At 69.2% G+C, this 21,450-nt stretch carries 24 protein-coding genes and 1 tRNA gene; 17 read left to right on the forward strand and 8 right to left on the reverse strand.

From position 1 onward, the window contains the following. Position 1: 1 nt before the first annotated feature. Complete coding sequence (locus A2790_RS11260) at positions 2-1,450, reverse strand: NAD(P)-dependent oxidoreductase (RefSeq protein ID WP_293391331.1); 1,449 nt, start codon at positions 1,448-1,450, stop codon at positions 2-4. Between the two features lie 217 nt (positions 1,451-1,667). On the opposite strand from A2790_RS11260, the gene A2790_RS11265 reads away from it, so the two are divergent. Further along, the gene (locus A2790_RS11265; protein ID WP_293391454.1) at positions 1,668-2,468 is read left to right on the forward strand and encodes an undecaprenyl-diphosphate phosphatase; all 801 of its coding nucleotides are present in this window, start codon (positions 1,668-1,670) and stop codon (positions 2,466-2,468) included. 6 nt (positions 2,469-2,474) lie between these two features. On the opposite strand, the gene A2790_RS11270 is transcribed toward A2790_RS11265, so the two are convergent. Beyond that, complete coding sequence (locus tag A2790_RS11270; RefSeq protein ID WP_293391332.1) at positions 2,475-3,452, reverse strand: complex I NDUFA9 subunit family protein; 978 nt, start codon at positions 3,450-3,452, stop codon at positions 2,475-2,477. Positions 3,453-3,593: 141 nt separating this feature from the next. Between A2790_RS11270 and A2790_RS11275 the strand changes: the two genes are divergently transcribed. The 5 genes from A2790_RS11275 (at position 3,594) to lptB (ending at position 6,317) form a co-directional block, all read left to right on the forward strand. Then, positions 3,594-3,680 (forward strand) — tRNA-Leu (locus A2790_RS11275). 44 nt (positions 3,681-3,724) lie between these two features. Next, positions 3,725-4,342: a ribonuclease D gene (locus tag A2790_RS11280; RefSeq protein ID WP_293391335.1), complete on the forward strand. Its 618-nt coding sequence runs from the start codon at positions 3,725-3,727 to the stop codon at positions 4,340-4,342. A gap of 9 nt (positions 4,343-4,351) precedes the next feature. Further along, positions 4,352-4,987, forward strand: a complete 636-nt coding sequence (lptC, locus tag A2790_RS11285; protein WP_293391338.1) for an LPS export ABC transporter periplasmic protein LptC — start codon at positions 4,352-4,354, stop codon at positions 4,985-4,987. Positions 4,988-5,007: 20 nt separating this feature from the next. Then, the gene (locus A2790_RS11290) at positions 5,008-5,559 is read left to right on the forward strand and encodes an LptA/OstA family protein (protein WP_293391341.1); all 552 of its coding nucleotides are present in this window, start codon (positions 5,008-5,010) and stop codon (positions 5,557-5,559) included. Positions 5,560-5,591: 32 nt separating this feature from the next. Further along, a complete protein-coding gene (lptB, locus tag A2790_RS11295) occupies positions 5,592-6,317 on the forward strand; it encodes an LPS export ABC transporter ATP-binding protein (RefSeq protein WP_293391457.1) in 726 nt (241 codons plus the stop codon). 18 nt (positions 6,318-6,335) lie between these two features. Here the strand turns inward: lptB and A2790_RS11300 are convergent, their stop codons facing one another. Continuing rightward, the gene (locus A2790_RS11300) at positions 6,336-8,186 is read right to left on the reverse strand and encodes a M3 family oligoendopeptidase (protein ID WP_293391344.1); all 1,851 of its coding nucleotides are present in this window, start codon (positions 8,184-8,186) and stop codon (positions 6,336-6,338) included. Positions 8,187-8,288: 102 nt separating this feature from the next. Next, positions 8,289-8,519, reverse strand: coding sequence for a hypothetical protein (locus A2790_RS11305; protein ID WP_293391347.1), 231 nt, complete (start codon positions 8,517-8,519; stop codon positions 8,289-8,291). A gap of 299 nt (positions 8,520-8,818) precedes the next feature. Between A2790_RS11305 and A2790_RS11310 the strand changes: the two genes are divergently transcribed. Genes A2790_RS11310 through A2790_RS11320 form a run of 3 tightly spaced genes read left to right on the forward strand, consistent with a single transcriptional unit; the run spans position 8,819 to position 9,272 of the window. Then, positions 8,819-8,935: a hypothetical protein gene (locus tag A2790_RS11310; protein ID WP_231733331.1), complete on the forward strand. Its 117-nt coding sequence runs from the start codon at positions 8,819-8,821 to the stop codon at positions 8,933-8,935. Continuing rightward, positions 8,935-9,135: a hypothetical protein gene (locus A2790_RS11315; RefSeq protein WP_293391352.1), complete on the forward strand. Its 201-nt coding sequence runs from the start codon at positions 8,935-8,937 to the stop codon at positions 9,133-9,135. The genes A2790_RS11310 and A2790_RS11315 overlap by 1 nt, the downstream gene beginning before the upstream one ends. Then, positions 9,132-9,272, forward strand: coding sequence for a hypothetical protein (locus tag A2790_RS11320; RefSeq protein WP_293391355.1), 141 nt, complete (start codon positions 9,132-9,134; stop codon positions 9,270-9,272). Before A2790_RS11315 ends, A2790_RS11320 begins: the two co-directional genes overlap by 4 nt. On the opposite strand, the gene A2790_RS11325 is transcribed toward A2790_RS11320, so the two are convergent. Continuing rightward, a complete protein-coding gene (locus A2790_RS11325; RefSeq protein ID WP_293391357.1) occupies positions 9,269-10,006 on the reverse strand; it encodes a YafY family protein in 738 nt (245 codons plus the stop codon). The genes A2790_RS11320 and A2790_RS11325 overlap by 4 nt on opposite strands. A 78-nt stretch (positions 10,007-10,084) precedes the next feature. On the opposite strand from A2790_RS11325, the gene A2790_RS11330 reads away from it, so the two are divergent. The 5 genes from A2790_RS11330 (at position 10,085) to ptsN (ending at position 14,284) form a co-directional block, all read left to right on the forward strand. After that, positions 10,085-10,816: a glutathione S-transferase family protein gene (locus A2790_RS11330; RefSeq protein WP_293391360.1), complete on the forward strand. Its 732-nt coding sequence runs from the start codon at positions 10,085-10,087 to the stop codon at positions 10,814-10,816. 74 nt (positions 10,817-10,890) lie between these two features. After that, positions 10,891-12,381, forward strand: a complete 1,491-nt coding sequence (gene rpoN, locus A2790_RS11335; RefSeq protein ID WP_293391362.1) for an RNA polymerase factor sigma-54 — start codon at positions 10,891-10,893, stop codon at positions 12,379-12,381. 59 nt (positions 12,382-12,440) lie between these two features. Beyond that, a complete protein-coding gene (locus A2790_RS11340) occupies positions 12,441-13,082 on the forward strand; it encodes an exopolysaccharide biosynthesis protein (RefSeq protein WP_293391364.1) in 642 nt (213 codons plus the stop codon). A 31-nt stretch (positions 13,083-13,113) separates the two neighbouring features. After that, positions 13,114-13,746, forward strand: coding sequence for a ribosome-associated translation inhibitor RaiA (gene raiA / locus A2790_RS11345; RefSeq protein WP_293391368.1), 633 nt, complete (start codon positions 13,114-13,116; stop codon positions 13,744-13,746). Between the two features lie 70 nt (positions 13,747-13,816). Then, positions 13,817-14,284 (forward strand): PTS IIA-like nitrogen regulatory protein PtsN, encoded by a 468-nt coding sequence (gene ptsN / locus A2790_RS11350; RefSeq protein ID WP_293391370.1) that lies wholly within the window; start codon positions 13,817-13,819, stop codon positions 14,282-14,284. A 62-nt stretch (positions 14,285-14,346) separates the two neighbouring features. Here the strand turns inward: ptsN and A2790_RS11355 are convergent, their stop codons facing one another. From A2790_RS11355 to A2790_RS11365, 3 genes are all read right to left on the reverse strand, one after another. Further along, the gene (locus A2790_RS11355; RefSeq protein ID WP_293391372.1) at positions 14,347-14,616 is read right to left on the reverse strand and encodes a DUF1150 domain-containing protein; all 270 of its coding nucleotides are present in this window, start codon (positions 14,614-14,616) and stop codon (positions 14,347-14,349) included. Between the two features lie 97 nt (positions 14,617-14,713). Then, positions 14,714-15,139, reverse strand: coding sequence for an Hsp20 family protein (locus A2790_RS11360; protein WP_293391374.1), 426 nt, complete (start codon positions 15,137-15,139; stop codon positions 14,714-14,716). A gap of 130 nt (positions 15,140-15,269) precedes the next feature. Then, a complete protein-coding gene (locus A2790_RS11365; RefSeq protein WP_293391376.1) occupies positions 15,270-15,788 on the reverse strand; it encodes a hypothetical protein in 519 nt (172 codons plus the stop codon). 154 nt (positions 15,789-15,942) lie between these two features. On the opposite strand from A2790_RS11365, the gene A2790_RS11370 reads away from it, so the two are divergent. From A2790_RS11370 to A2790_RS11380, 3 genes are all read left to right on the forward strand, one after another. After that, complete coding sequence (locus tag A2790_RS11370) at positions 15,943-18,084, forward strand: ATP-binding protein (RefSeq protein ID WP_293391378.1); 2,142 nt, start codon at positions 15,943-15,945, stop codon at positions 18,082-18,084. Between the two features lie 239 nt (positions 18,085-18,323). Next, positions 18,324-19,370 carry a serine hydrolase domain-containing protein gene (locus A2790_RS11375; RefSeq protein WP_293391380.1) on the forward strand — a complete coding sequence of 349 codons (1,047 nt, stop codon included), beginning with the start codon at positions 18,324-18,326 and terminating at the stop codon, positions 19,368-19,370. Beyond that, positions 19,367-21,448, forward strand: a complete 2,082-nt coding sequence (locus A2790_RS11380) for a CRTAC1 family protein (RefSeq protein WP_293391382.1) — start codon at positions 19,367-19,369, stop codon at positions 21,446-21,448. The genes A2790_RS11375 and A2790_RS11380 overlap by 4 nt, the downstream gene beginning before the upstream one ends. Positions 21,449-21,450: the final 2 nt, after the last annotated feature.

Raw genomic sequence — 21,450 nt, forward strand, 5'->3', positions numbered from 1 at the left:
GTCACTCGGCGGGCAAGAGGGCGTCGGCGCGGGCGTGCGCCGTCAGGTAGCGGTGGATGGCCTCGGCGGCGTCGCGTCCGTCGCGGATCGCCCAGACCACCAGGCTGGCGCCGCGCACGATGTCGCCCGCGGCGAAGACGCCGGGGATCGAGGTCATCATGCTGCGCATGTCGGTCTTCACCGTGCCCCAGCGCGTCGTGGCCAGGTCGGGGACGTCGAAGGCCGTCGGCAGGTCCTCGGGATCGAAGCCAAGGGCCTTGATCACCAGGTCGGCGCGCAGGTCGAAATCGCCGCCCTCGACCTCTTCCGGCGCTTGCCGGCCCGAGGCGTCGGGCGGCCCCAGGCGCATGCGCGCGGCCACCAGGCCCGCGGCCTTCAGGGCGTCGCCGCTGACGGCCTTCGGCGCGGCCAGCCATTCGAAGACGACGCCCTCCTCCTCGGCGTTCGCCACCTCGCGGTCGGAGCCCGGCATGTTGGCGCGGTCCCGGCGATAGAGGCAGGTGACCGAGGTCGCGCCCTGGCGGATCGCCGTGCGCACGCAATCCATCGCCGTGTCGCCGCCGCCGACCACCACCACGGCCTTGCCCGTGGCGTTCAGTTCGCCGCTGTCGAACGCGGGGACCGCGTCGCCCATGCCTTTACGGTTGGAGGCGATCAGGTAGTCGAGCGCAGCCACCACGCCCGCCGACCCGGAGCCCGGAACGGTCATGTCGCGCGCCGCATACACCCCCGTGGCGATCAGCACGCTGTCGTGCCGCTCGCGCAGCTGCTCCAGGCTCGCGTCCCGTCCGACTTCGAAGCCCAGCACATAGTCGACGCCGCCCTCGGCCAGCCGGCGCGTGCGGCGTTCGACCACGTCCTTCTCCAGCTTGAAGCCGGGGATGCCGTAGACCAGCAGGCCGCCCGGCCGGTCGTGGCGGTCGTAGACGGTGACCGCATAGCCCAGCTCGCGCAGGCGCTCGGCCGCCGCCAGGCCCGCGGGGCCCGCGCCGACGATCCCCACCGACTGGCCGCGCTCGGGGCCCGCCACGAGCGGCCGCACCCAGCCCATCTCCCAGGCCTTGTCCGACAGGTAGCGCTCGACCGAGCCGATGGTGACCGTGCCGTGGCCCGACTGCTCGATGACGCAGTTGCCCTCGCACAAGCGGTCCTGCGGGCAGATGCGGCCGCAGATCTCCGGCATCGAATTGGTCGCCTGGCTGAGGGCATAGGCCTCTTCCAGCCGGCCCTCGGCGGTCATCCGCAGCCAGTCGGGGATGTTGTTGTGCAGCGGGCAGTGGGTCTGACAGAACGGCACGCCGCACTGCGAGCAGCGCGAGGCCTGCTCCGCCGCCTTGGCGTCGATGAAGTCGCGGTAGATCTCGTGGAAATCGCCGGCGCGCGCCTCGGCCGCCCGCTTTTCGGGCGTCGCCCGCGGCGTCACCGTGAACTTCAGCATGCGCTCGGCCATGAAACTGCGCCCTCTCCCGTCCAGCGGCCATCTAGAGGGCAAAATCTTGCGCGAAAAGCCTGTGGTCCAATTTTCGGACAATTAGGCACGGCGGATGACGCCGCTGTGACCATTCGTCCTTCGCTCAGCGCGATATTAGTCCAATTTTGAGATGAACTAGATGTTCACCATAGTCGCCGCACCCCATCCCTGTTCATTTCAATGGAGTGCCGCCGTGCTGCCGGACTGGGTCTATGCCGTCATCCTCGGGGTCATCGAGGGCCTGACGGAGTTCATCCCGGTTTCCTCCACGGGCATGATGCTCCTCGCCAAACAGGCCATGGGCCTGCCCAGCGGCTTCTGGGACACCTTCGCGGTGATGATCCAGCTGGGCGCCATCCTGGCCGTGGTCGCCCTCTACTTCGGCAAGCTCTGGAAACAGGTGATCAGCTTGCCCACCGACCCCGAGGCGCGGAAGTTCGCCCTGAGCGTCATCGTCGCCTTCATCCCTTCGATCGTGCTCGGCCTGCTGTTCCACGACTTCATCAAGGCGGTGCTGTTCGACAGCCCGGTGGTCCAGTGTGTCTCGCTGATCGTAGGCGGGATCGTTCTGCTCTTCGTCGACCGCATGGCGCCGCAGCCGGTGGCCCATGACGCCTTCAAGCTTCCGCTGGTCAAGGCGCTGATCATCGGCCTGTTCCAGGTCCTGGCCATGGTGCCCGGGGTGTCGCGGTCGGGCGCGACGATCGTCGGCGGGATGCTCTTCGGCGTCGAGAAGCGAGCTGCCGCCGAGTTCACCTTCTTCCTGGCGATCCCGACCATGCTGGGCGCCTTCGTGCTGGACGCCTGGGAAAGCCGCGATCAGCTGACGGCCGACACCATGCCGCTGATCGCCATCGGCTTCGTGGTGGCGTTCGTGGTCGCCCTCGTGGTGATCCGCACCATGCTGGCGGTGGTCACCAGCCGCGGCCTGGCGCCCTTCGGCTGGCTGCGGATCGCCATCGGCGGGGTCGGCCTGGCCCTGCTGACGCTGACCTGAGCCGGCTCAGGCGCGGCCGGCTTCCATCTCGCGGGCGTCCTGGTCGGCGTACTGCCCGCCCTTGCGGTAGGCGTAGAGGTAGGTGGGCAGGATGGCTTCCAGGCTGGTCGGTGACAGGCCCAGTTCGGCAAGGCCGGGATAGCGGCCGCTGACCACATTGTCGGACCGCAGCGCGTCGACCTGGTCCGAGGTGACCGGCGGCGGAACGACCGCCGACATCACATCGCCCACCTTGCCCAGCAGGGCGGCGACGGGGAACGGGATCGGCAGCAGGAGGCGGCGCTGGCCCGTCTCGGCCAGAATCCGCTCCATCAGCTCCTTGAACGTGAAGACCGAGGGCCCGCCGAGCTCATACGTCTGGCCCGCCGCGGCGTCGGTGACGACCATGTGCGCCAGGGCCTGGCCCAGGTCGCCGACGAAAACCGGCTGGAAGCGGGTCTGGCCGCCGCCGATCAGCGGCAGCACCGGGCTGATCTGCGCCATGCCCGCAAACTTGTTGAAGAAGCCGTCGCCCGTGCCGAACACGATCGAGGGCCGCGCCACGACGGCGTCAGGATAGATCTCGCGGACCGCCGCCTCGCCCTCAGCCTTGGTGCGCAGGTATTTGGACGGCGACTCCGCATCGGCGCCCAGGGCCGACATCTGCACGATGCGGCTCAGGCCCATGGCGCGCGCGGCCTCGGCCACATTGCGGGCGCCCATGACGTGGACCGCCTGGAAGCCCTGGCGGCCGGCCTCGTAGCCGACGCCGACGAGGTTCAGCGAGGCCGTCGCGCCTTCCAGCGCGCGCTCGATCGACGGGCCGTTGCGCAGGTTGGCCTGCACCACATCGATCTGACCCACGTCGCCCAGCAGCCGCATCTTGTAGGCCAGGTTCGGGTTGCGCACGGCGACCCGCACCCGCCAGCCGGCCTTGGCCAGGTAACGCACGGCCTGGGTCCCGACGAAGCCGGAGCCGCCAAAGACGGTGACGAGGTTCTGCATGGCGGCGCGGCCGCTCCTGTGGCTCTGAAGACGGGTGCGGTTTAGGCGATGCGGCGACGCCTCGCAATGCGCCGCGAGATTGGCCCGTTGACCTGCCTGGGGCGGCGCCATATGTAGCCGCCTCCCGATCCGACGGACGGGGCCCAGGTGGCGGAATTGGTAGACGCGCTGGCTTCAGGTGCCAGTGGCTTAACGGCCGTGAAGGTTCGAGTCCTTTCCTGGGCACCACCCCTAAGATAAACCGGGGGTTCGACGTCGGAGTTTGGAATCGCGTGACCACATTCGTGCATGATGGCGACCTGCCGGCCGATGCGCTGGCGAACGCGTCGGCGGTGGCGGTCGATTCCGAGACCATGGGCCTGCGGCTGGGCCGCGATCCCCTCTGCGTGGTGCAGCTTTCCGACGGCAATGGCGACGCCCACGTGGTCAAGCTGGACCGGGCGACCTACGACGCGCCGAACCTCAAGCGGCTGCTGACCGACCCGGCGGTGACGAAGATCTTCCACTTCGGCCGCTTCGATATCGCCATGTTCTGGCTGCATCTGGGGGTCGTGACCGCCCCCGTCTACTGCACCAAGATCGCCTCGAAGATCGCCCGCACCTACACCGACCGCCACGGCCTCAAGGACGTGACGAAGGAACTGATCGGCGTCGACATCTCCAAGGCCCAGCAGAGCTCGGACTGGGGCGCCGACAAGCTGTCGGATGACCAGGTCGCCTATGCGGCCTCCGACGTCCTGCACCTGCACGCCCTGCGCGCCCGCCTCGACGAGATGCTGGTTCGCGAGCGGCGCGACCACCTGGCCCGCGCCTGTTTCGAATTCCTCCCGCACCGCGCCCTGCTGGACGTGGCCGGCTGGGAGGATGCCGATATCTTCGCGCATACCTAGATAAGCGCGATGACCGCCGCCGGCGCCCCCCTGTCCGAGCCCTTCGCCGAACCGCGGCGCGCCGACTTCGAGCGGTGGCGGCGGCGTTCGCGCCTGGTCCGCACGCTGCGGATCCTGCTGCCGGCCCTCATCGCCTTCATCTTCCTGGGCCTGATCGGCAGCGTCGCCTGGTCGACCTTCAACGCCCAGCCGCGATCCACCCCGGCCGGCGACGAACCGATCCGCCTCATGAACCCGCGCTTCATCGGCCGCGACGACAAGGGCCGGTCGTTCGTGCTCACCGCCGATTCGGCGATCCGCGACCGGCTCGACTACCAGCGCGTGATCCTGAAGAAGCCGGCCCTGGTCCTGGACGAAGGCGGTCCGGACGAGATGCGGATCAACGGCGCCGACGGCATCTTCCACGAGCAGAACGGCAAGCTCGAGCTTTCGAACGGCGTGCGCATGGCCGACTCTAAGAACGCCTTCGAGACCGCCGCCTCACTCTTCGACACCAAGACCGGCGAGGTCGTCGGTTCAGGCCCCATTCAGGGCGCTGGTGGCCTTGGAGAAATCCGCGCAGAGTCCTATGGCGTATACGGCAAGGGCGAGCGCATGGTCTTCAAGGGCGGCGTCCGCACCCGCCTGGAAACCAAGAAGAAGTAGCGGCGAGCGCAAGGGCAGTCATGAAGTCTCTCGTCAAAAGCTCCGTCCTGGCCGCGGCCTTGCTGGCCGCCGGCGCGGCGCATGCCCAGAGCCTCGGCCCGGGCGCCGACGGCCCCATGGACATCACCGCCGACGAACTCGAGGTGCAGAACAAGGCCTGCGTCTCGGTGTGGAAGGGCAAGGCCGAGGCGCTTCAGGGCCAGGCCCGCCTGCGCGCCGACGTGATCCGCGCCTTCTTCGAAACCACGCCCGGCGCCTCGTCGGCCACCGGCACGGGCGCCTGCGGCGACCTGATCCGCATCGAGGCTGAGGGCTCGGTCTATTACGTGACCAGCAAGGACCAGCGGGTCCGCGGCGACGCCGGGACCTACGATGCCTCGGCCGAGACGGTCACCCTGACCGGCGACGTGGTCGCAGTGCAGGGCCAGAACGTGCTGCGGGGCAGCCGCATGGTGTTCAACACCAACACCGGCGAAGGCCGCATGGTCGGCAACGCCACCGGGACCAACGCCAAGTCCCGCCCGCGCGGCGTGTTCTATCCGTCGAAGAAGCAGCAGAGCGCCGCCAAGTGAACGCGCCGCAACGGGTCCAGGCCAAGGGCGCGATCCCGACCGAGGGGCTTGTCGTCGACAATATCGGCAAGTCGTTCCGCGGCCGGGCCGTGGTGAAGGGCGTGTCGCTGCGCCTCTGCCGCGGCGAGGTCGCGGGCCTGCTGGGCCCCAACGGCGCCGGCAAGACGACGACCTTCTACATGATCACCGGCCTGATCCCGGCCGACTACGGCGCGATCTATCTGGACGGCGAGAACATCACCGCCCAGCCGATGTACCAGCGCGCCCGGATGGGCGTGGGCTACCTGCCGCAGGAGACGTCGATCTTCCGCGGCATGAGCGTCTGGGAAAACGTCATGGCCGTGGTCGAACTGCGCCAGCGCGACCAGAAGAAGGCCCGGGAGACCGTGACCCAGCTCCTCGAGGAGCTGCACATCGAGCACCTGCGGAATGCGCCCGCCGTCTCCCTGTCGGGCGGTGAGCGCCGGCGGGTGGAAATCGCGCGGGCGCTGGCCTCCGACCCGTCCTTCATGCTGCTGGACGAGCCGTTCGCCGGCATCGACCCCCTGGCCATCGCCGACATCCGCCAGGTGATCACCTATCTGAAGCAGCGCGGCATCGGCATCCTGATTACGGACCACAACGTCCGGGAAACGCTCGACATCATCGACCGCGCGTCGATCATCCACGCGGGCGAGGTGCTGTTCGAGGGCAGCCCGGACGAGATCGTGGACGACCCGGAAGTGCGCCGGGTCTACCTGGGCGACCGGTTTACCTAGGGCCGCCCCGCCGACCGACTAGCCCAGCAGCGTCTCCATCTCGTCGAGGGTGCGCGAGAACTTGCCCAAGAGGGTGCGGTAGGGCTCGGGGCTGGTCATGTCGACGCCGGCCCGCTTCAGAACGTCCACCGGATAGTCCGAGCCGCCGGCCTTGAGCACCGCCAGGTAGGCGTCGCGCTCCGCCGCCTTGCCGGTGAGGATCCGCTCGGCGAAGGCCGACGCGGCGGTCACCGACGTCGCGTACTGATAGACGTAGTAGTTGTAGTTGAAGAAGTGGGAGGGATAGGCCCACTCGATCCCATAGGTGTCCTCCACCGCCACCTTCGGCCCGTGGTAGCGCTTCAGGAGGTCGAGGTAGATGGCGCTGAGCCGCTTGCCGGACAGCGGTTCGCCGCGTTCCGCCGCCTCGTGCGCCGCCAGCTCGAACTCCGCGAACATGGTCTGGCGGTAGAAGGTGGCGCGCATCATCTCGCAGACGCGATCCAGGTAGAACAGCCTCTCGTCCCGGGTCTTGGCGCCCTTCAGCATATGGGCGACCAGGAGCTGCTCGTTCACCGTCGAGGCGACCTCGGCGGTGAAGGTGGGATAGCCGGCGAGTTCGAACGGCTGGGCCTTCTGCGCCAGCAGGGTGTGCATGGCGTGGCCCCACTCGTGGGCGTAGGTCGACAGGCTCTCGTAGTCGTCCGTGTGGTTCAGCAGCATGTAGGGATGGACGTCATAGGCGGCGCCGAAGACGTAGGCGCCGGCGGCCTTGCCCTTCTGCGGATAGACATGAACCCAGGGCGCGGCCGTCGCCCGAGCGAACGCCTCGGCGTATTCCGGGCCCAGCGGCTTCATGGCCTCGAGCGAGATGCGCCGCGAGGCGGCCAGGTCGAACTTGGCGTCCAGCTTCGTCACCGGCGGATAGAGGTCGTAGTAGGCCATGTCGGGCAGGCCCAGCATCCGGCGGCGGACATCGAAATAGCGATGCAGGATCGGCAGGCCGCGGTTCGCCTCGGCCACCAGGGTCCGGTAGACCGACTCGGGGATGTTCGGGCCGTCCACGGCGGCCGCGAGCGCGGTCGGATATTTGCGCGCCCGGGCGTTGAAGACATCGCCGTCGATCTTGGCGCCGAGGGCCGCGCCCAGGCTGGACTCATAGCGCTTGAAGGTCCCGAAGAAGGTGTCGAACACCTTCTTGCGCTCGGCCCGGTCCGGCGCGGCGCGCGCCTGGCTATAGCCCTGCAGGTCCAGGCGCAGCTTCCGGCCCGATACCTCGACCTCGGGCCAGGGGATGTCGGTCAGGACGAGCTGCGAGCGGATCGCCTGGGGCCCGTTCAGCGGGTTGGACGCGGCCGCCAGCAGCGCCTCGCCGGCATCGTCCAGGGTGTGGGGCGCCTGGCGCAGGGTGCTCTCATAGCCGAACCGGAACTTGGCGAGCGCAGGGTCGGACTTCAGGAAGGCTCCCACCTTCGCGGCGCCCATGGCCAAGACTTCCGGACTGACCCAGGCCGTGGCCTCGCCCACCTTGGCGTTGAGGGCGTTGGCGGTCTGGCGCCGCTCCTGGTTGGCGGCGACGCCCAGGTCTTCGTCGGCCTTGAGGGTGGCGTAAACGAAGAGGCGGAGCTGCCGCTTCACCACCGCCGAAATGGCCTCCGACGCCGCCCGGAAGGTCGCGGCGCTCTCGCCGAGCCGGCCCTTGAACGCCAGCAGGCGTGGTAGTTCGGCCTCGACGGCCTGGCGCTCCGCCTCCCAGGCGGCGTCGCTGGGATAAAGGCGGGTGAGATCCCAGGTGGTCGGCAGCGCGGGATCGGCGGCGAGGGCCAGGCCCGGCGCCGCGGCGGCCGCGCCGGCCAGGATCAAGGCCGCGCGGCGGCTGAGGTCGGTCATGTCGGTAACTCCCCCGGAACGTGTGACGCCACGCTAGGCGCCGCCGGGGCCCGCGCCAACTTACCGAACGTTCACGGAGCGCCGCGGCGGCCCGCGCCCGGCCTACCGGAGGAGATCGCGCGGCGGCGGCGTCTCGCTCGGCGGGTCGGCGCGCCGGGCGAGTTCGGAGGTTCCAAGGGACGTGATGTCCCACCCCTCGTGGCTGCGCACGGCCAGGCCGCGGTCGCTCAGCGTTCGCGCCGCCGCGATGTTGACGAAGGCGACGGCCTCGCCGGCCTTCTTCTGGGCGAGAAGTTGCAGGGTCCGCAGCTCCACGTCGGTGAGGTCTACCATCGCGTCGCTTGCTCCAGCCGCGGTTTGGCGAGGACGGCTACGTTCGCCGGATCCGATGAAAGTCGTGCGCGCGCCCCGGCGTTCGCAATATGCATCTCTTGCTTCTGCGACAATATAATACCGAAAAAGATCGCCAAATCCCCGGCGTCGATGACGTTATCGTCACGGGAACTTACTAATCCGTCCAAAAGCATTACCTGAAGTACAGGCGCCATGTTACATCATGTGGGGCCAGATAAATTTGGATGGGATGGATCTTTCGGTCTCCCGAATCTTGCGACGCCCGTAGGAGCAGAGACATGGCCAAGGGTCAGAAGCGATCCAACAAGGAAACGCGCAAGCCGAAGCAGGAAAAGGCCAAGCCGGCGGCGGCGACGCCCCTGTTCCGAACGACCCCACCGCCGGGCGCGCGCTGATGAACCTGCTCTCCATGATCTTCCGGCCCGGCGTCGCCGACGCCGAGGTTCGGGCCGAAATCTGGCGGCTGGGCGTGCGGCACATCGGCTGGCCGCTCGAAGGCGCCCTCCGAGAGCTGAGCGAACCCAATCTGCCCATGGACCGTGCGGTCCTGCTGCGCGCCTGCGTCGACAAGCTCAGGCTGGAGGAAAGACGATGACCCGACCCGTGAAACTCGGCGGACCGCCGTACGTGCCGGCGGCTCGCGGCGGGCTCTCCGATCCGCGCTCCACGGGCAGCCCGGCCACGTCCGCAGGCGCCCGGCCGATGCTGACCGACCGCCGCAGCACGCGTTAGCCTTCCATATCGGCCGCGGCCGCCTTGGCCTTGTGAGCCTGCATCGCCTGCCACTGTTCCTGCTGGTGGCGGCGCCAGCGGGCCCGGAGAGATGCCGGGCGGTCGGGATAGCGATCTTCCGTGAACCGGGCGGCCGAGACGCGGTCGGTCCGGAAACTGCGGAAATCGCGCCGCATCTCGCACCAGGCCATGATCAGCCGGCTGGTCTCGTAATACCCGACGGCAAACGGCCAGACGGTGCGTTCGGTCTCTCGCTCCCGCTCGTCGCGATAGGTCAGGACGATCTTCCGCCCCCCGCGGATGCACTGGCGCACGCCCGCCATGTCGATCTTGTCCGGCTGGGTGTTCCAGCTTGGCGCGGCGCGGGTCGCCGGCTCCACCACCAGCGGGCGCAGGTTCTCCGGGATCACGGCGCCGATCTTGGCGATCAGGTCCTCGGCCGCGCGCCGCAGCGCGGGGTCTCCACGGACGGCCACCATCTGAGCGCCCAAGACCGCAGCCTCCACCTCCTCAGGCGTCAGCATCAGCGGCGGCAGGTCGAACCCGTCCTCCAGGATGTAGCCCACGCCCGCCTCGCCGCGGATCGGCGCCCGCTGGCCGATCAGGTCGGCGATGTCGCGATAGACGGTGCGCTTGGAGGTCTCCAGCTCCTCGGCGATCGCGTCGGCGGTGATCGGCCGCGTTCCACGCCGCAGGATCTGGATGATCTGGAACAGGCGGTCCGCCCGACGCATGTTCACTCGCCGTTCTGCTGACAGGATGCTGTCAGCAAGCCGCTGTCAGGGTGTGGCTGTCAATGAGGGAGACGGCAGATGATCACGCTCTACGGCTGCGGCGAGGGTTTCGGGCTTCCGGAAATCAGCCCCTATGTCACCAAGACCGAGGTGCAGCTCAAGATGGCGGGGCTGCCGTACGTGAAGGTGCTGGCGCGTCCGGACGAGTCGCCCAAGGGCCAGGTGCCCTTCATCGACGCGAAGGGCGCTCGCATCGCCGATTCCACCTTCATCCGCGGCTATGTGGAACGCACCTACGGCGTCGACTTCGACGAGGGCCTGGACCCCGCGCAACGGGCCCAGGCGTGGGCGATCGAGCGGATGATGGAGAACCACTTCGGCTGGACCCTGTGCGTCGAGCGTTGGCTGGACCCGGAAAACTTCGCCAAGGGCCCGGCGAACTTCTTCGAGGGCGCCCCCGAGGGCGTGCGCGAAGCGGTGCTGGACGAGGTGCGGCGCAACGTGCGGGCGGTCGGCATCGGGCGGCACACCGACCTGGAGGTCGTGGCGCTGGCGGTCCGGTCGCTGGCCGCGGTCTCCGCCATCCTCGCCGACAAGCCGTTCCTGTTCGGGCGCCAGCCGTGTGGCGCGGACGCCACGGTCTTCGCCATGCTGGCCGGCACGCTGACCCCGTTCTTCAACGGCGAGATCCGCCGCCGGGCCGAGGGTTTCGGCAACCTCGTGGCCTATGTGGACCGACTGATGGCGCGGTTTTATCCCGAGTTCGAATGGGACCTGGAGTCGAGCGTCCACGCGCCCATGGCGGCTTAATCCGCCGGCGTTAACCAGTCAGTTGGGAACGCGCCCTAGCTTGTGAAGCAAGAAACAGGCCAGGAGGCGGTTCGTTGGCGCTCAGCGCACGACTTGAGATTCGGCAGGGGCAGGGGCTGGTCATCACGCCCCAGCTGCAGCAGGCGATCAAGCTGCTGCAGATGTCGAATCTTGAGCTCGAGGCGTTCGTCGAAACCGAGCTGGAGCGCAACCCGCTCCTCCAGCGCGACGAGAGCGAGAACGAAGCGCCGGACGGCCCCAGCGACGAGGCCGCCGCGCCAGCCGAACACGCGGCCGACGCCGAGGCGCGGGCCGACCTGGATGCTGCGCACGACGAGGCCTCGCCCGGCGAGCGCGCTACCGGCGACGCGCCGGAGGTGGCCGACGCCGGCGGCGCCATCGACTGGTCGCGCGCGGGGTCCGGCGGCAGCTTCGACCACGACGGCGAGGGTTTCGAAGGCGCCCTGAGCCGCGAGAAGACCCTTTCCGAACACCTGCACGAGCAGCTCTCGGCCTCGGGCCTGTCGCCGGCCGAGACCGTGATCGCCGGCATCCTGATCGATGCGATCGACGAGGCGGGCTACCTGCGCGCCGACACCCAGGACCTGGCCGAGCGGCTGGGCTGCGCGCCCGCCCTAGTGGAGAAGGTGCTGTCGGTGGTCCAGGGGTTCGACCCCGTGGGCGTCGGCGCGCGCGACGTGCGCGAATGCCTGATGATCCAGCTTAAGGATCAGAACCGCTACGACCCGGCCATCGGCGCCCTGCTCGACAACCTGCCGCTGCTGGCCAAGCGCGACCTCGGCGCCCTGAAGAAGATCTGCGGGGTCGACGACGAGGACCTGCGCGACATGATCGCCGAGGTGCGCGGCCTGACGCCCCGGCCCGGTGCGGCGTTCCCGGGCGGCGAGGCGGCGACCCCGGTGGCGCCGGATGTGTTCGTGCGCGAGGGCCCCGGGGGCCTGTGGCTCGTGGAGTTGAACACCGACACCCTGCCGCGCCTGCTGGTCGACCAGCGCTATCACGCCCGCGTCTCGGGCCAGTCGAAGACCGATCAGGAAAAGACCTTCGTCTCGGACTGCCTGGCCCAGGCCAACTGGCTGATGAAGAGCCTGGACCAACGCGCCCGCACCATCCTGAAGGTCAGTTCGGAAATCGTGCGCCAGCAGGACGCCTTCCTGGCCTATGGCGTGGAGCATCTGCGGCCGCTGAACCTCAAGACGGTCGCCGAGGCCATCGGCATGCACGAATCCACGGTCAGCCGGGTCACCTCCAGCAAGTACATCGCCACCCCCCGCGGCCTGTTCGAGATGAAATTCTTCTTCACCTCGGCCATCGCCTCGTCGGAAGGCGGCGAGGCCCACTCGGCCGAGAGCGTGCGCCACAAGATCAAGCAGCTGATCGAGACCGAGGCGCGCGAATCGGACGTCCACTCGGACGACCGGATCGTGGAGATCCTCAAGGCGGCCGGCGTCGACATCGCGCGCCGCACCGTCGCCAAATATCGGGAAGCGATGCGCATTCCGTCATCGGTCGACCGCCGCAGGATGCTTAAGGAACCGGCCTGAGCCGATTTCGCTTTGGTCCACTTGGCGTGGCGCCTGTGAAGCGCCAGATGGACTGAGCGATGTCCGAAGCGACCCACCCGGCCGAACTGCCCTTCAAGGAGCAGCCGCTTTCTGCGGTGCTGCAGGATATCGCCGAGCACGACGAGCCGCGGATCTCCGTCGAAGAGCTGATGGAGAAGTTCGGCGGCCGGGCGATCGGCGCGCTGCTGTTCGTCTTCGGCTTGGCCTGCATGCTGCCCCTGCCGCCGGGGGCGACGACCATCTTCGGCCTGCCGCTGCTGCTGCTCGCGCCGCAGCTGGTGATCGGCGCGGGCGCCCCCTGGCTGCCCCAGAAGGTCCGGGAGCGGACCCTGTCCACCGCCGACCTGCGCAAGGGCCTGCCGCGCGTGATCCCCACGCTTCGCAAGGCCGAGGCGGTGTCGAAGCCACGGCTTGTCTTCCTGTTCGGCGCCGTCGGGGAGCGGGTGCTGGGCGTCGTCTGCACCGCCCTGGCGTTCGTGCTGATCCTGCCCATCCCCGGCGGTAACATCTTGCCGGCCATGGCGGTCTCGGCGCTGTCCTTCGCCCTCATCCAGCGGGACGGCGTGATCGCGCTCCTAGGCTACGCCCTGGCCATCACCAGCGCGTCGGTGCTGGCCCTGGCGGCTCACATTATCGTCAGGATGTTCCTCCACGCCTGGGCCGTGATCTACCCGACTTGACACCTTCCGGCGGGAGGCGCGTTGATCTCACATGCAAGTCCAAGTCACCGGCAAGCATGTCGATGTCGGGGAGGCTCTGCGATCGCGAGTCACCGACGAACTCTCAAACTCCATCGCGAAATATTTCGACCGGGGCGGCGGCGCCGACGTGGTCGTCAGTCGCGAGGGCACGGCCTTCAAGGTCGATTGCGCCGTCACCCTGGCCTCTGGCCAGCAGCTGACGACGCACGGTGTGGGCGGTGACGCCCACCTGGCCTTCGACCAGGCGCTGGAGAAGATGTCCAAGCGCATCCGCCGCTACAAGAACCGGCTCAAGGACCATCACGGGCAGGCGGTGGCCAAGCAGGCCGAAAGCGCCGCCTACTTCGTGATCGCCTCGCCCGACCTCGATGAGGAGGACGAGGAACAGCCCGAGGCCGACGGGCAGGCGTTCGCCGAACCGATGATCATCGCCGAGACCGAGCGCCCGGTGCGGTCGATGACGGTTTCTATGGCGGTCATGGAATTGGACCTGACCGAAGCTCAAACAATCGTGTTCCGAAACGCCGCGCATGGCGGACTTTCGGTGGTATATCGCCGCCCCGACGGGAACATCGGCTGGATCGACCCGGAGCGGACGAAAGGCCGCAACGGGACCGGGGGGGACGGGGCTTCGGCCCACTAATTGCTTGGCGACCACGCGGGCGGCCTTCCCGGGGCCGTTCCGCGCGGATTGGGGTTAGTTCTTCAAGACCATGAACATCGGCGAACTGCTGGATCGCGGCGCGATCTCCACGCGCGTGAGCGCGGCCAACAAGAAGAAGGCCCTGGCGGTGATCGCCGAGATCGCGGCCCGCAACTTCGGCCTCGAGCCCGCCGAGGTCCTCGAGGCGCTGAGCGAGCGGGAGGCCGCAGGCTCGACCGGCGTCGGCCACGGCGTGGGCGTGCCGCACGCCCGCCTGGAAGGGCTGCAACGGATGCGCGGGGTTTTCGTCCGCCTGGAGCAGCCGGTGGAATTCGAGTCCGTGGACGACCAGCCGGTCGACCTTCTGTTCGCCCTGTTCGCCCCGAAGAACGCCGGCGCCGAACACCTTCGCGCCCTGGCCCGCGTGTCGCGTCTGCTGCGCCAGGCCGACCTGCGCGAACAGCTGCGCAAGGCCCGCAGCGCCGACGCCATCCATGCGCTCCTGGTCCAGGACATGTCGGCAAGGCCGGCGGCCTGAGCGCACAAAAAAGGCCGGCGGTGAGGCCGGCCTTTCCGTAATCTCGCAGAGTAGCAGGCGGTCTAGTGGACCGACACCGGCGCCAGCTCGTGAGCCAGGGCGGCCGCCATCGCGGAGTCCCTGTCCGTCAGCACGGCCAGGCGCTCGCCGTCGGCGCGGTGCACGGCGTACAGGGTCTGGTCCGGATCCAGCTCGAAGCTCTGGATCTGCGCCGCGGGCGTGTTGGCGATGATCTCCGCCGCCTTGATCGGGCGGACGTAGACGAGATTGGGGGCGCCCAACGCCGCAAACGCTTCCATCGAAAGAACAGGTGTCATCATGACCACCTCCATGAAACTCAACGCTCCGAAAGGCCGCGGGTTCAGCGCACCTTTCTTTTCACAGGACCCCAGCTCATCCGGCGGTCCATCTGGGTAGACTTCGCGAAGCTCAGCCGGCGGTGCGAATCGGGATCGATTGCACCCGTTTTTCCGGCTCTGGCCGCGCCAGATCGATGTGGAGCAGGCCGTGCTCCAGGGTCGCGCCTTCCACCACCATGCCATCGGCGAGAACGAAGCTCCGCACGAAGCCCCGGGCGGCGATGCCGCGATGGAGATAGGCATCCTCGGACTTGCCCGGCGCCTGGCCTTCGCGCTTGCCGGCCACCACGAGCTGGCGATCCTCGACGCTCACGCTCAACTGGTCGGGCGAGAAGCCCGCCACGGCGAGCGTGATACGAAGCGCGCCGTCGCCGCGATCCTCCACGTTATAGGGGGGATAGCTCTCGGCGGCCGCCTTGGCCGCCCGCTCGATCAGGCTTCGCGTGTGTTCGAAGCCCAGCAGGAACGGGCTGTCGAAGATCAGGCTACGGTTCATCCTCGGAGTCCTCGCTGGAAGCGACTCTCCGGTCGGACCGCCCGATATCGGCACGGCTCGCCCGGACCTCACCTATGTGGGGATCGAGGCCGGTCCGATCAATATCGCCGCACGCGGGCGGCCGCGGGCGTCACCTGGCGTAGAAGCTGATCGTGGCGCCGTCGAAGTAGGACTGGCCGTCGGCGGAGACGACGCGGACGATGGCGGTGTGCGGCCCCGGCTTCACCGCCGGCAAGGCGGCCCTGAAGCCGGTGGGGTCCAGGGCCTCGGCCTTGAAGTAGGCGGCCACGTCCGCGCGTCCATGGCCGTATTCGGTGGGGTAGGCCACCCCGTCGATCACGACGTCGACGGCCTTGCCGGGCGTCTTGGCCACGGGGTCGAAGCCGAAACCCGAGACCACGACGGGAACCCCTGCGCGGATCGTGGCCGGCACGTTCACCGGGTCCTGCGCCGCGTTGATCGCGTCCAGCGAGAAGCCCGCCATCTCCTCGCGCTGGGTAAGGCCCGTCGAGGCCGGGGGCGCCGTGGGGGTCGCCGGCGCGGCGGCAGGCGCCACCGCCAGCGGCGCAGCCGCCTGGCGGGGCTTGGGCTTGTCGCAGGCTGCTACGGAAAACAGGGCCAGGGCGGCGATCGGCAGGACGGGTTTCAAAGGCGGCGGTCCTCACAGGATCTGCCCCCTGATTGCCACAGCGCCCGCCGCGCGAGAAGCGGAGGGCCGCGACATCGCACCGCATCGGCGGATTAGCAGATCGGCAGGCCTTGCGGGTCTAAGCCACCGCGGTGTCGCCGGAGCCGCACCGTCCATGAGCCTCACATCCGCCCACACGGCGTTCCGCAGGACCATGACCCTCATGGCCGCCGGCAATCCGCTGCCGGCCGTGCTGGAGGCGATCGTGCTGTCGGTGGAGGCCGAGGCGGCGGACATCCTCTGCAGCATCCTGCTGCTGGATGACACCGGCCAGCGGCTCGTGCTGGGGGCCGGCCCCAGCCTCCCGGCCACCTACAACGCCGCGATCGAGGGCCTGGGGATCGGGCCGAGGGTGGGGTCGTGCGGGTCGGCCGCCTTCCTCGCCGAGCGCGTGATCGTGGAGGACATCCAGGCCGATCCGCTCTGGACGGACTTCAAGGACCTGGCTGCGTCCGCGGGGCTGAGGGCCTGCTGGTCCCAGCCCATCGTGGGGGCCGACGGGGGCGTGCTCGGCACCTTCGGGATCTACCATCGCGAGCCTGCCGTTCCCGACGGCGAGGACATCGCCTTCATCGAGGCCGCCGCGGAGCTGACGGCGATCGCCATCGACCGCCAGCGTGCGCTGGAGAATCTGGCCCGGAGCGAGGCCCGCGCGCGCCAAGCGCTGGAGGTGGAGAAGGTTACGGCGCGCGAGCTGACCACCTTCTTCGAGGTCTCCCTCGACATGCTCTGCATTCGGGACAGCGCGTTCCGGTTCGTCCGCGTCAACAAGGCGTGGGAAACCACGCTCGGTCATCCAGTCGCCGCCCTGGTCGGGGCCTCGATGCTGGACTTCATCCATCCCGACGACCGGGTCGCGACGCTCGGCGAGATGGAGCGCATGCGGCGCGAGGAAGTCCTCGGCTTCGTCAACCGCTACCGCCACCGCGACGGCAGCTACCGGCACCTGGAGTGGCGCGCCCGCCGGGTGGGCGACCTGACCTTCGGCGCCGCGCGGGACGTGACCGAGCGTCTTGCCTTCGAAGCCGATCTCAGCGCGGCGACGCGGGCCGCCGAGGCGGCGAACCGCGCGAAGAGCGATTTCCTCGCCAACATGAGCCACGAGATCCGCACGCCCCTGAACGGCGTGATCGGCGTGGTCGACGCCCTGGCGCGCACCCCGCTGTCGGGCGAGCAGCGGGAGATGCTGGACCTGATCCGCAACTCGGGAATGACGCTGGAGCGCCTGGTGTCGGACATCCTCGACATCTCCAAGATCGAGGCGGGCCGGCTCGAGATCGAGAACCGCGTCTTCGACCTGCGCGCCGAACTCGCCAGCGTCGTGGACCTGACCCACCTGCGCGCGCAGGAGAAGGGCCTGGCGTTCCGCGTGACCTACGACGAAGCGGCGCGGGGCGAGTTCGTCGGCGACAGCACCCGCATCAAGCAGATCCTCGGCAACCTCCTGTCCAATGCGGTGAAGTTCACCCAGGCCGGCGAGATCGGCCTGAGCATCGCGCTGGCGGATGCCGCGGCCGGGGGGCAACCCTCGCTGGCGACGATTGAGGTGGCCGACACCGGCCTGGGCATGGACGCGGCGGCCCAGCAGCGACTTTTCCAGCGGTTCAGCCAGGCCGATGCGACCATCACCCGGCAATACGGCGGCACGGGCCTGGGCCTGGCCATCTGCCGGTCCCTGGCCGAGTTGATGGGCGGCGATATCGCGGCGACGTCGGAGCCCGGCCGCGGCAGCGTGTTCCGCGTCAGCCTTCCGCTCCACCGGGCGCGGTCCCTGTCCGCCTATGACGCCGAGATCCGACGCTCCGAGGGCCGAATTCCCGGCCAGAGGCTGGAGGCGCTGCAGGACGCGCACGTACGGATCCTGCTGGCCGAGGACCACCCCACCAACCAGAAGGTCGTGCAGCTCATCCTCGCGCCGCTGGGCGTCGGCCTGAGCATCGTGGAAAACGGCGCCGATGCGGTCGCGGCGCTGCGGGAGGACCTCTTCGACCTGGTGCTCATGGACATGCAGATGCCTGTGATGGACGGGTTGGCGGCGGTGCGGGCGATCCGGGACGAGGAGCGCCAGCGCCCCGAGCGCCGCCGCACGCCGATCATCATGCTGAGCGCGAACGCCGTGCCCGAGCACCGCCATGCCGCCCAGTCGGCCGGCGCCGATCTCCACATCTCCAAGCCGGTCACCGCGGAGGCGCTTATCCGAGGCGTCCGCGACGCCCTGGCGCCCCCGCCCACGCCGGCGGTCCTGGGGCAGGGCTGAGCGGCGCCGGCGCCGCTCCGGATACACTTCGATACAAACCGTAGCCTGGGGTTCATGGGGCCGCGGGGCCAGCGGGGCATAAGGCCGGGCCTCAACCGCGGAGTCCCTCTCGCCATGAAACCAGGCTGCAGCCAGCCCCGGGTGGCCGGGGCGGAATTCGCGCTGAGTCGATGACGACCTCCCCGACTCCGGCCGGCTTCGCGGCCGGCCGGCTTCTTTCGGGCCCGTCAGCGGCGGGGATGCGTCGGCGCGCCTTCCTTGTGGCCGGCCTCGCGGCCAGCATGAGCGCGGGCCGCGCGGATGCGGCGGTGGGCGAGCGGCGGGCCGCCGCCGACGCCCTCTTCGACCGATTTTGCGCCGAGACGGGCCTGGCGGACGCCTCGACCATCGTGATGCGCGGCGAGAAGGTGCTGCATCAGCGCTACGCGGGGCGCTACACGCCGCAGACGCTCGTCCCCATCGCCTCGTCCTCCAAGTGGATGTTCGGGGCGTTGGTGATGACCCTGGTGGACGACGGCCTGCTGGCGCTTGAGGCGCCCATCGGAACCTATCTGCCGGAGCTGCCGGCGTCCCACCGGGCCCTGCGCGTGGACGCCCTGATGTCCTACACCGCTGGCCTTGTGGGCCTGCGCGAGGCGCTCGAACTCCAGCAGCCGGCCGGGATCCCGCTGCTGGAGTCGGCCCTGCGCGCGGCGCGGACTCCGCTGGCCGCCCCGCCCGGCGCGCAGTTCGACTATGGGGGGGCGAATTTCCAGTTCGTGGGCGCCGCGGCCGAGCGGGTGAGCGGCCGCACCTGGCACGAGCTGTTCCAGGCCCGGATCGCCGGTCCCCTGGGCATGACCTCGACCGCCTGGGGCCGGCTGCGCGCGGCGCCGGACCCTCGCGCACCGGTCGCCAACCCGGTGCTGCAGGCGGGCGCCTGGACCACGCTTCCGGACTATGCCGCCTTCCTCACCATGATCGCGCAGGACGGGCTCCATCGCGGTCGCCGCATCCTCAGCGCCCGGGCCGTGGCCGCCATGGGAACCATCATGACCCGCGGGCTGCCCAAGGTCGGGCCGGAAGGCCTCGGCGCCCAGCCGGCGGAATACATGATCGCGCACTGGTGCGAGCGGCCGGAGGGCCTGCGCTGCACCCTGGAGTCCAGCCCGGGCTACTTCGGCGCCAATCCCTGGATCGACAGGACCACGCGCCTGCACGGCGTGCTTCTGGTCCAGGACCAGAGGCGGCGCATCGTCGACGCCGAGACCCGGCTGCGTGACGGCCTGATCGACCTGTTCGCATGAGGAATGACAACGTGAACGCCTGTGACCCCAACGATCCGACGCCGGCCTGCGGCAGGCGAATGCTGGCGGTGTTCGTCGGCCTGGGCCTCGCGGCCCTGACCGCCCAGCCGGCCCTTGCGGCGGCAGGCTGCACGCCGACTCTGCGGACTATGCCGGCGGGCGATGCGGCGTCCGACGCGGCGGGCCGCGGCCAGATGTTCGAGAGCATCGAGGTTCCGGGGATCACCGACGTCCAGCTTTCCACCAACAGCGGCGTGCTCGCCGATATCGACCAGGATGGGCGGACCGACGTGCTGCTGATCCAGTCGGGCGGGAGCGTGACCAAGCCGGAGGGCAAGCTGCGCCTGCTGCTGAACCGCGGCTGCTTCCGGTTCGACGAGCATCCGGTCGACATCCAGGGCGCGGGGTTCACCGCCGCCCAGCTGGGAACCCAGACCCAGATCGCCAACATGGCGGATTTCAACAAGGACGGGCGGCTGGACATCCTGCTCACCCGCAGCCGCGGTCCGTACGACGCCCCGTCGATCGGCAACAGCCTGCTGGTCAGCGACGGCGCCTTCGACCGCTTCCGCGAAGTCGGCGCCCGGATGGGGATCGCCAACGACCAGGGGTACAACCGCGCCACCGCCATCGGCGATCTGGACGGTGACGGCTGGCTCGATTTCGCCGTCGGCGCGGACAACATCGGCAACACCCGCCGCTACGGCATTCCGCGCCACGGCCTGTTCCTCTACCGCCCCGCCGCGTCCGGCCGGTTCGAGGACGGCCGGTTCGAGGACATGTCGACCAAGGGCCTGGCGCCGGACTTCCCCGGTGAGTTCGTGTGCAATGCGCGCAAGGACCGCGCCGGGCCGGACATCCTGTTCCGCGACCTGGACGGCGATGGCGACCTGGATGTGGTCCAGTCCTACCACGTGGACATGAACGGCTCGCGCGCCACGGACCTGTGCGCGAGCGGCGAGTACCGGACCGGCGTCTGGGTGTGGAAGAACACCTTGAAGGAGACCGGCGTCTTCGGCTTCGAAAAGGCGGTGGACAATGGCCTGGCCGAGGAAGGCCGGGCCATCTTCGAGCCCGCCAAGCAGCTCTATCGCACCGAAAAGGCGGCCATGAGCCTGCCCTACATGTTCACGGCCGACGTGGACAACGACGGGCGGCTGGACGTCCTGGGCACGGGCCCCACCGATGCGTCCTGGACGGTGAAGACCGACCCCACCGCGGCGCGGTTCTGGCGCAACCTCGGCGACTTCAAGTTCCAGGAGGGGCTGCCGGCGTCGGGCCTCTCCGCCCTGAACTGGACCTACCGCCAATGGGCGGCGTTCTGGGGGACGGACTTGCCCGAGAAGACCCAGTTCGACCAGATGGCCTGCAAATTCAACCAGCTGCAGGTCTCGATTTGCAGCAAGATGACCATCGGCGACTATCAGTTCTATCACGCCGACGCCCTGATGGAGGACTTCGACAACGACGGCGACGTGGACATCCTGGTCGCCGACCGGCGCGAGGCCGACGGCATGTGGGGCCTCTTGCGCAACGTGCTGTTCCTCGGCGACGGCCGCGGCGGCTTCAAGCCGGTGGCGACCCAAATCTCCGGGATCGACCGCAACTCCATCGCCATGGAGACGGGCGACCTGAACGACGACGGGCTGCTGGACGTGGTGCTGCTCAACAGCCCCTTCAACAGCTATCCGCCCAACCTGCCCATGGTCCCGCCGCTGCCAGCCGACCGGCGGCTGAACAGCGTCTATTGGAACACCGGCGCGCATGGCGGGAAGGCGAACCACTGGCTGCGGCTGCGGTTCGAAGGCGTGGACCACGCGGCGCTGATCGGGGCGCAGGTGGAGCTGTCGCGGGGCGACAAGCTGCTGGGCAGCCGGCAGCTGCATACCGCGCAGTCCTACAAGTCGGGCGGCGAACTGGCGGCGCACTTCGGCCTGGGCAAGGCGCGGCGCGGCGACGTGCGGGTCCGGCTGGGGACCGGCGAGGTGAAGGTCTTCAAGAACCTGGCCGCCGACGCCGTCTACATCCTGGACCTCAAGTCGGGCGTCGCCCGGGCCCAGAGTTCGCCGGGTTCATAGCG

The organism is Phenylobacterium sp. RIFCSPHIGHO2_01_FULL_69_31 (assembly GCF_001824475.1).
Taxonomy (GTDB): domain Bacteria; phylum Pseudomonadota; class Alphaproteobacteria; order Caulobacterales; family Caulobacteraceae; genus Phenylobacterium.

Excerpts from the sequence above, each read along its gene's own strand:
- A2790_RS11260 (WP_293391331.1), bottom strand. The coding sequence starts at position 1,450 with ATGGCCGAGCGCATGCTGAAGTTCACGGTGACGCCGCGGGCGACGCCC.
- A2790_RS11270 (WP_293391332.1), bottom strand. The coding sequence starts at position 3,452 with ATGCAGAACCTCGTCACCGTCTTTGGCGGCTCCGGCTTCGTCGGGACC.
- lptC (WP_293391338.1), top strand. The coding sequence starts at position 4,352 with ATGACCGCCGCCGGCGCCCCCCTGTCCGAGCCCTTCGCCGAACCGCGG.
- A2790_RS11290 (WP_293391341.1), top strand. The coding sequence starts at position 5,008 with ATGAAGTCTCTCGTCAAAAGCTCCGTCCTGGCCGCGGCCTTGCTGGCC.
- A2790_RS11300 (WP_293391344.1), bottom strand. The coding sequence starts at position 8,186 with ATGACCGACCTCAGCCGCCGCGCGGCCTTGATCCTGGCCGGCGCGGCC.
- A2790_RS11305 (WP_293391347.1), bottom strand. The coding sequence starts at position 8,519 with ATGGTAGACCTCACCGACGTGGAGCTGCGGACCCTGCAACTTCTCGCC.
- A2790_RS11310 (WP_231733331.1), top strand. The coding sequence starts at position 8,819 with ATGGCCAAGGGTCAGAAGCGATCCAACAAGGAAACGCGCAAGCCGAAG.
- A2790_RS11315 (WP_293391352.1), top strand. The coding sequence starts at position 8,935 with ATGAACCTGCTCTCCATGATCTTCCGGCCCGGCGTCGCCGACGCCGAG.
- A2790_RS11320 (WP_293391355.1), top strand. The coding sequence starts at position 9,132 with ATGACCCGACCCGTGAAACTCGGCGGACCGCCGTACGTGCCGGCGGCT.
- A2790_RS11325 (WP_293391357.1), bottom strand. The coding sequence starts at position 10,006 with ATGCGTCGGGCGGACCGCCTGTTCCAGATCATCCAGATCCTGCGGCGT.
- A2790_RS11330 (WP_293391360.1), top strand. The coding sequence starts at position 10,085 with ATGATCACGCTCTACGGCTGCGGCGAGGGTTTCGGGCTTCCGGAAATC.
- A2790_RS11340 (WP_293391364.1), top strand. The coding sequence starts at position 12,441 with ATGTCCGAAGCGACCCACCCGGCCGAACTGCCCTTCAAGGAGCAGCCG.
- raiA (WP_293391368.1), top strand. The coding sequence starts at position 13,114 with ATGCAAGTCCAAGTCACCGGCAAGCATGTCGATGTCGGGGAGGCTCTG.
- ptsN (WP_293391370.1), top strand. The coding sequence starts at position 13,817 with ATGAACATCGGCGAACTGCTGGATCGCGGCGCGATCTCCACGCGCGTG.
- A2790_RS11355 (WP_293391372.1), bottom strand. The coding sequence starts at position 14,616 with ATGGAGGTGGTCATGATGACACCTGTTCTTTCGATGGAAGCGTTTGCG.
- A2790_RS11360 (WP_293391374.1), bottom strand. The coding sequence starts at position 15,139 with ATGAACCGTAGCCTGATCTTCGACAGCCCGTTCCTGCTGGGCTTCGAA.
- A2790_RS11370 (WP_293391378.1), top strand. The coding sequence starts at position 15,943 with ATGAGCCTCACATCCGCCCACACGGCGTTCCGCAGGACCATGACCCTC.
- A2790_RS11375 (WP_293391380.1), top strand. The coding sequence starts at position 18,324 with ATGCGTCGGCGCGCCTTCCTTGTGGCCGGCCTCGCGGCCAGCATGAGC.
- A2790_RS11380 (WP_293391382.1), top strand. The coding sequence starts at position 19,367 with ATGAGGAATGACAACGTGAACGCCTGTGACCCCAACGATCCGACGCCG.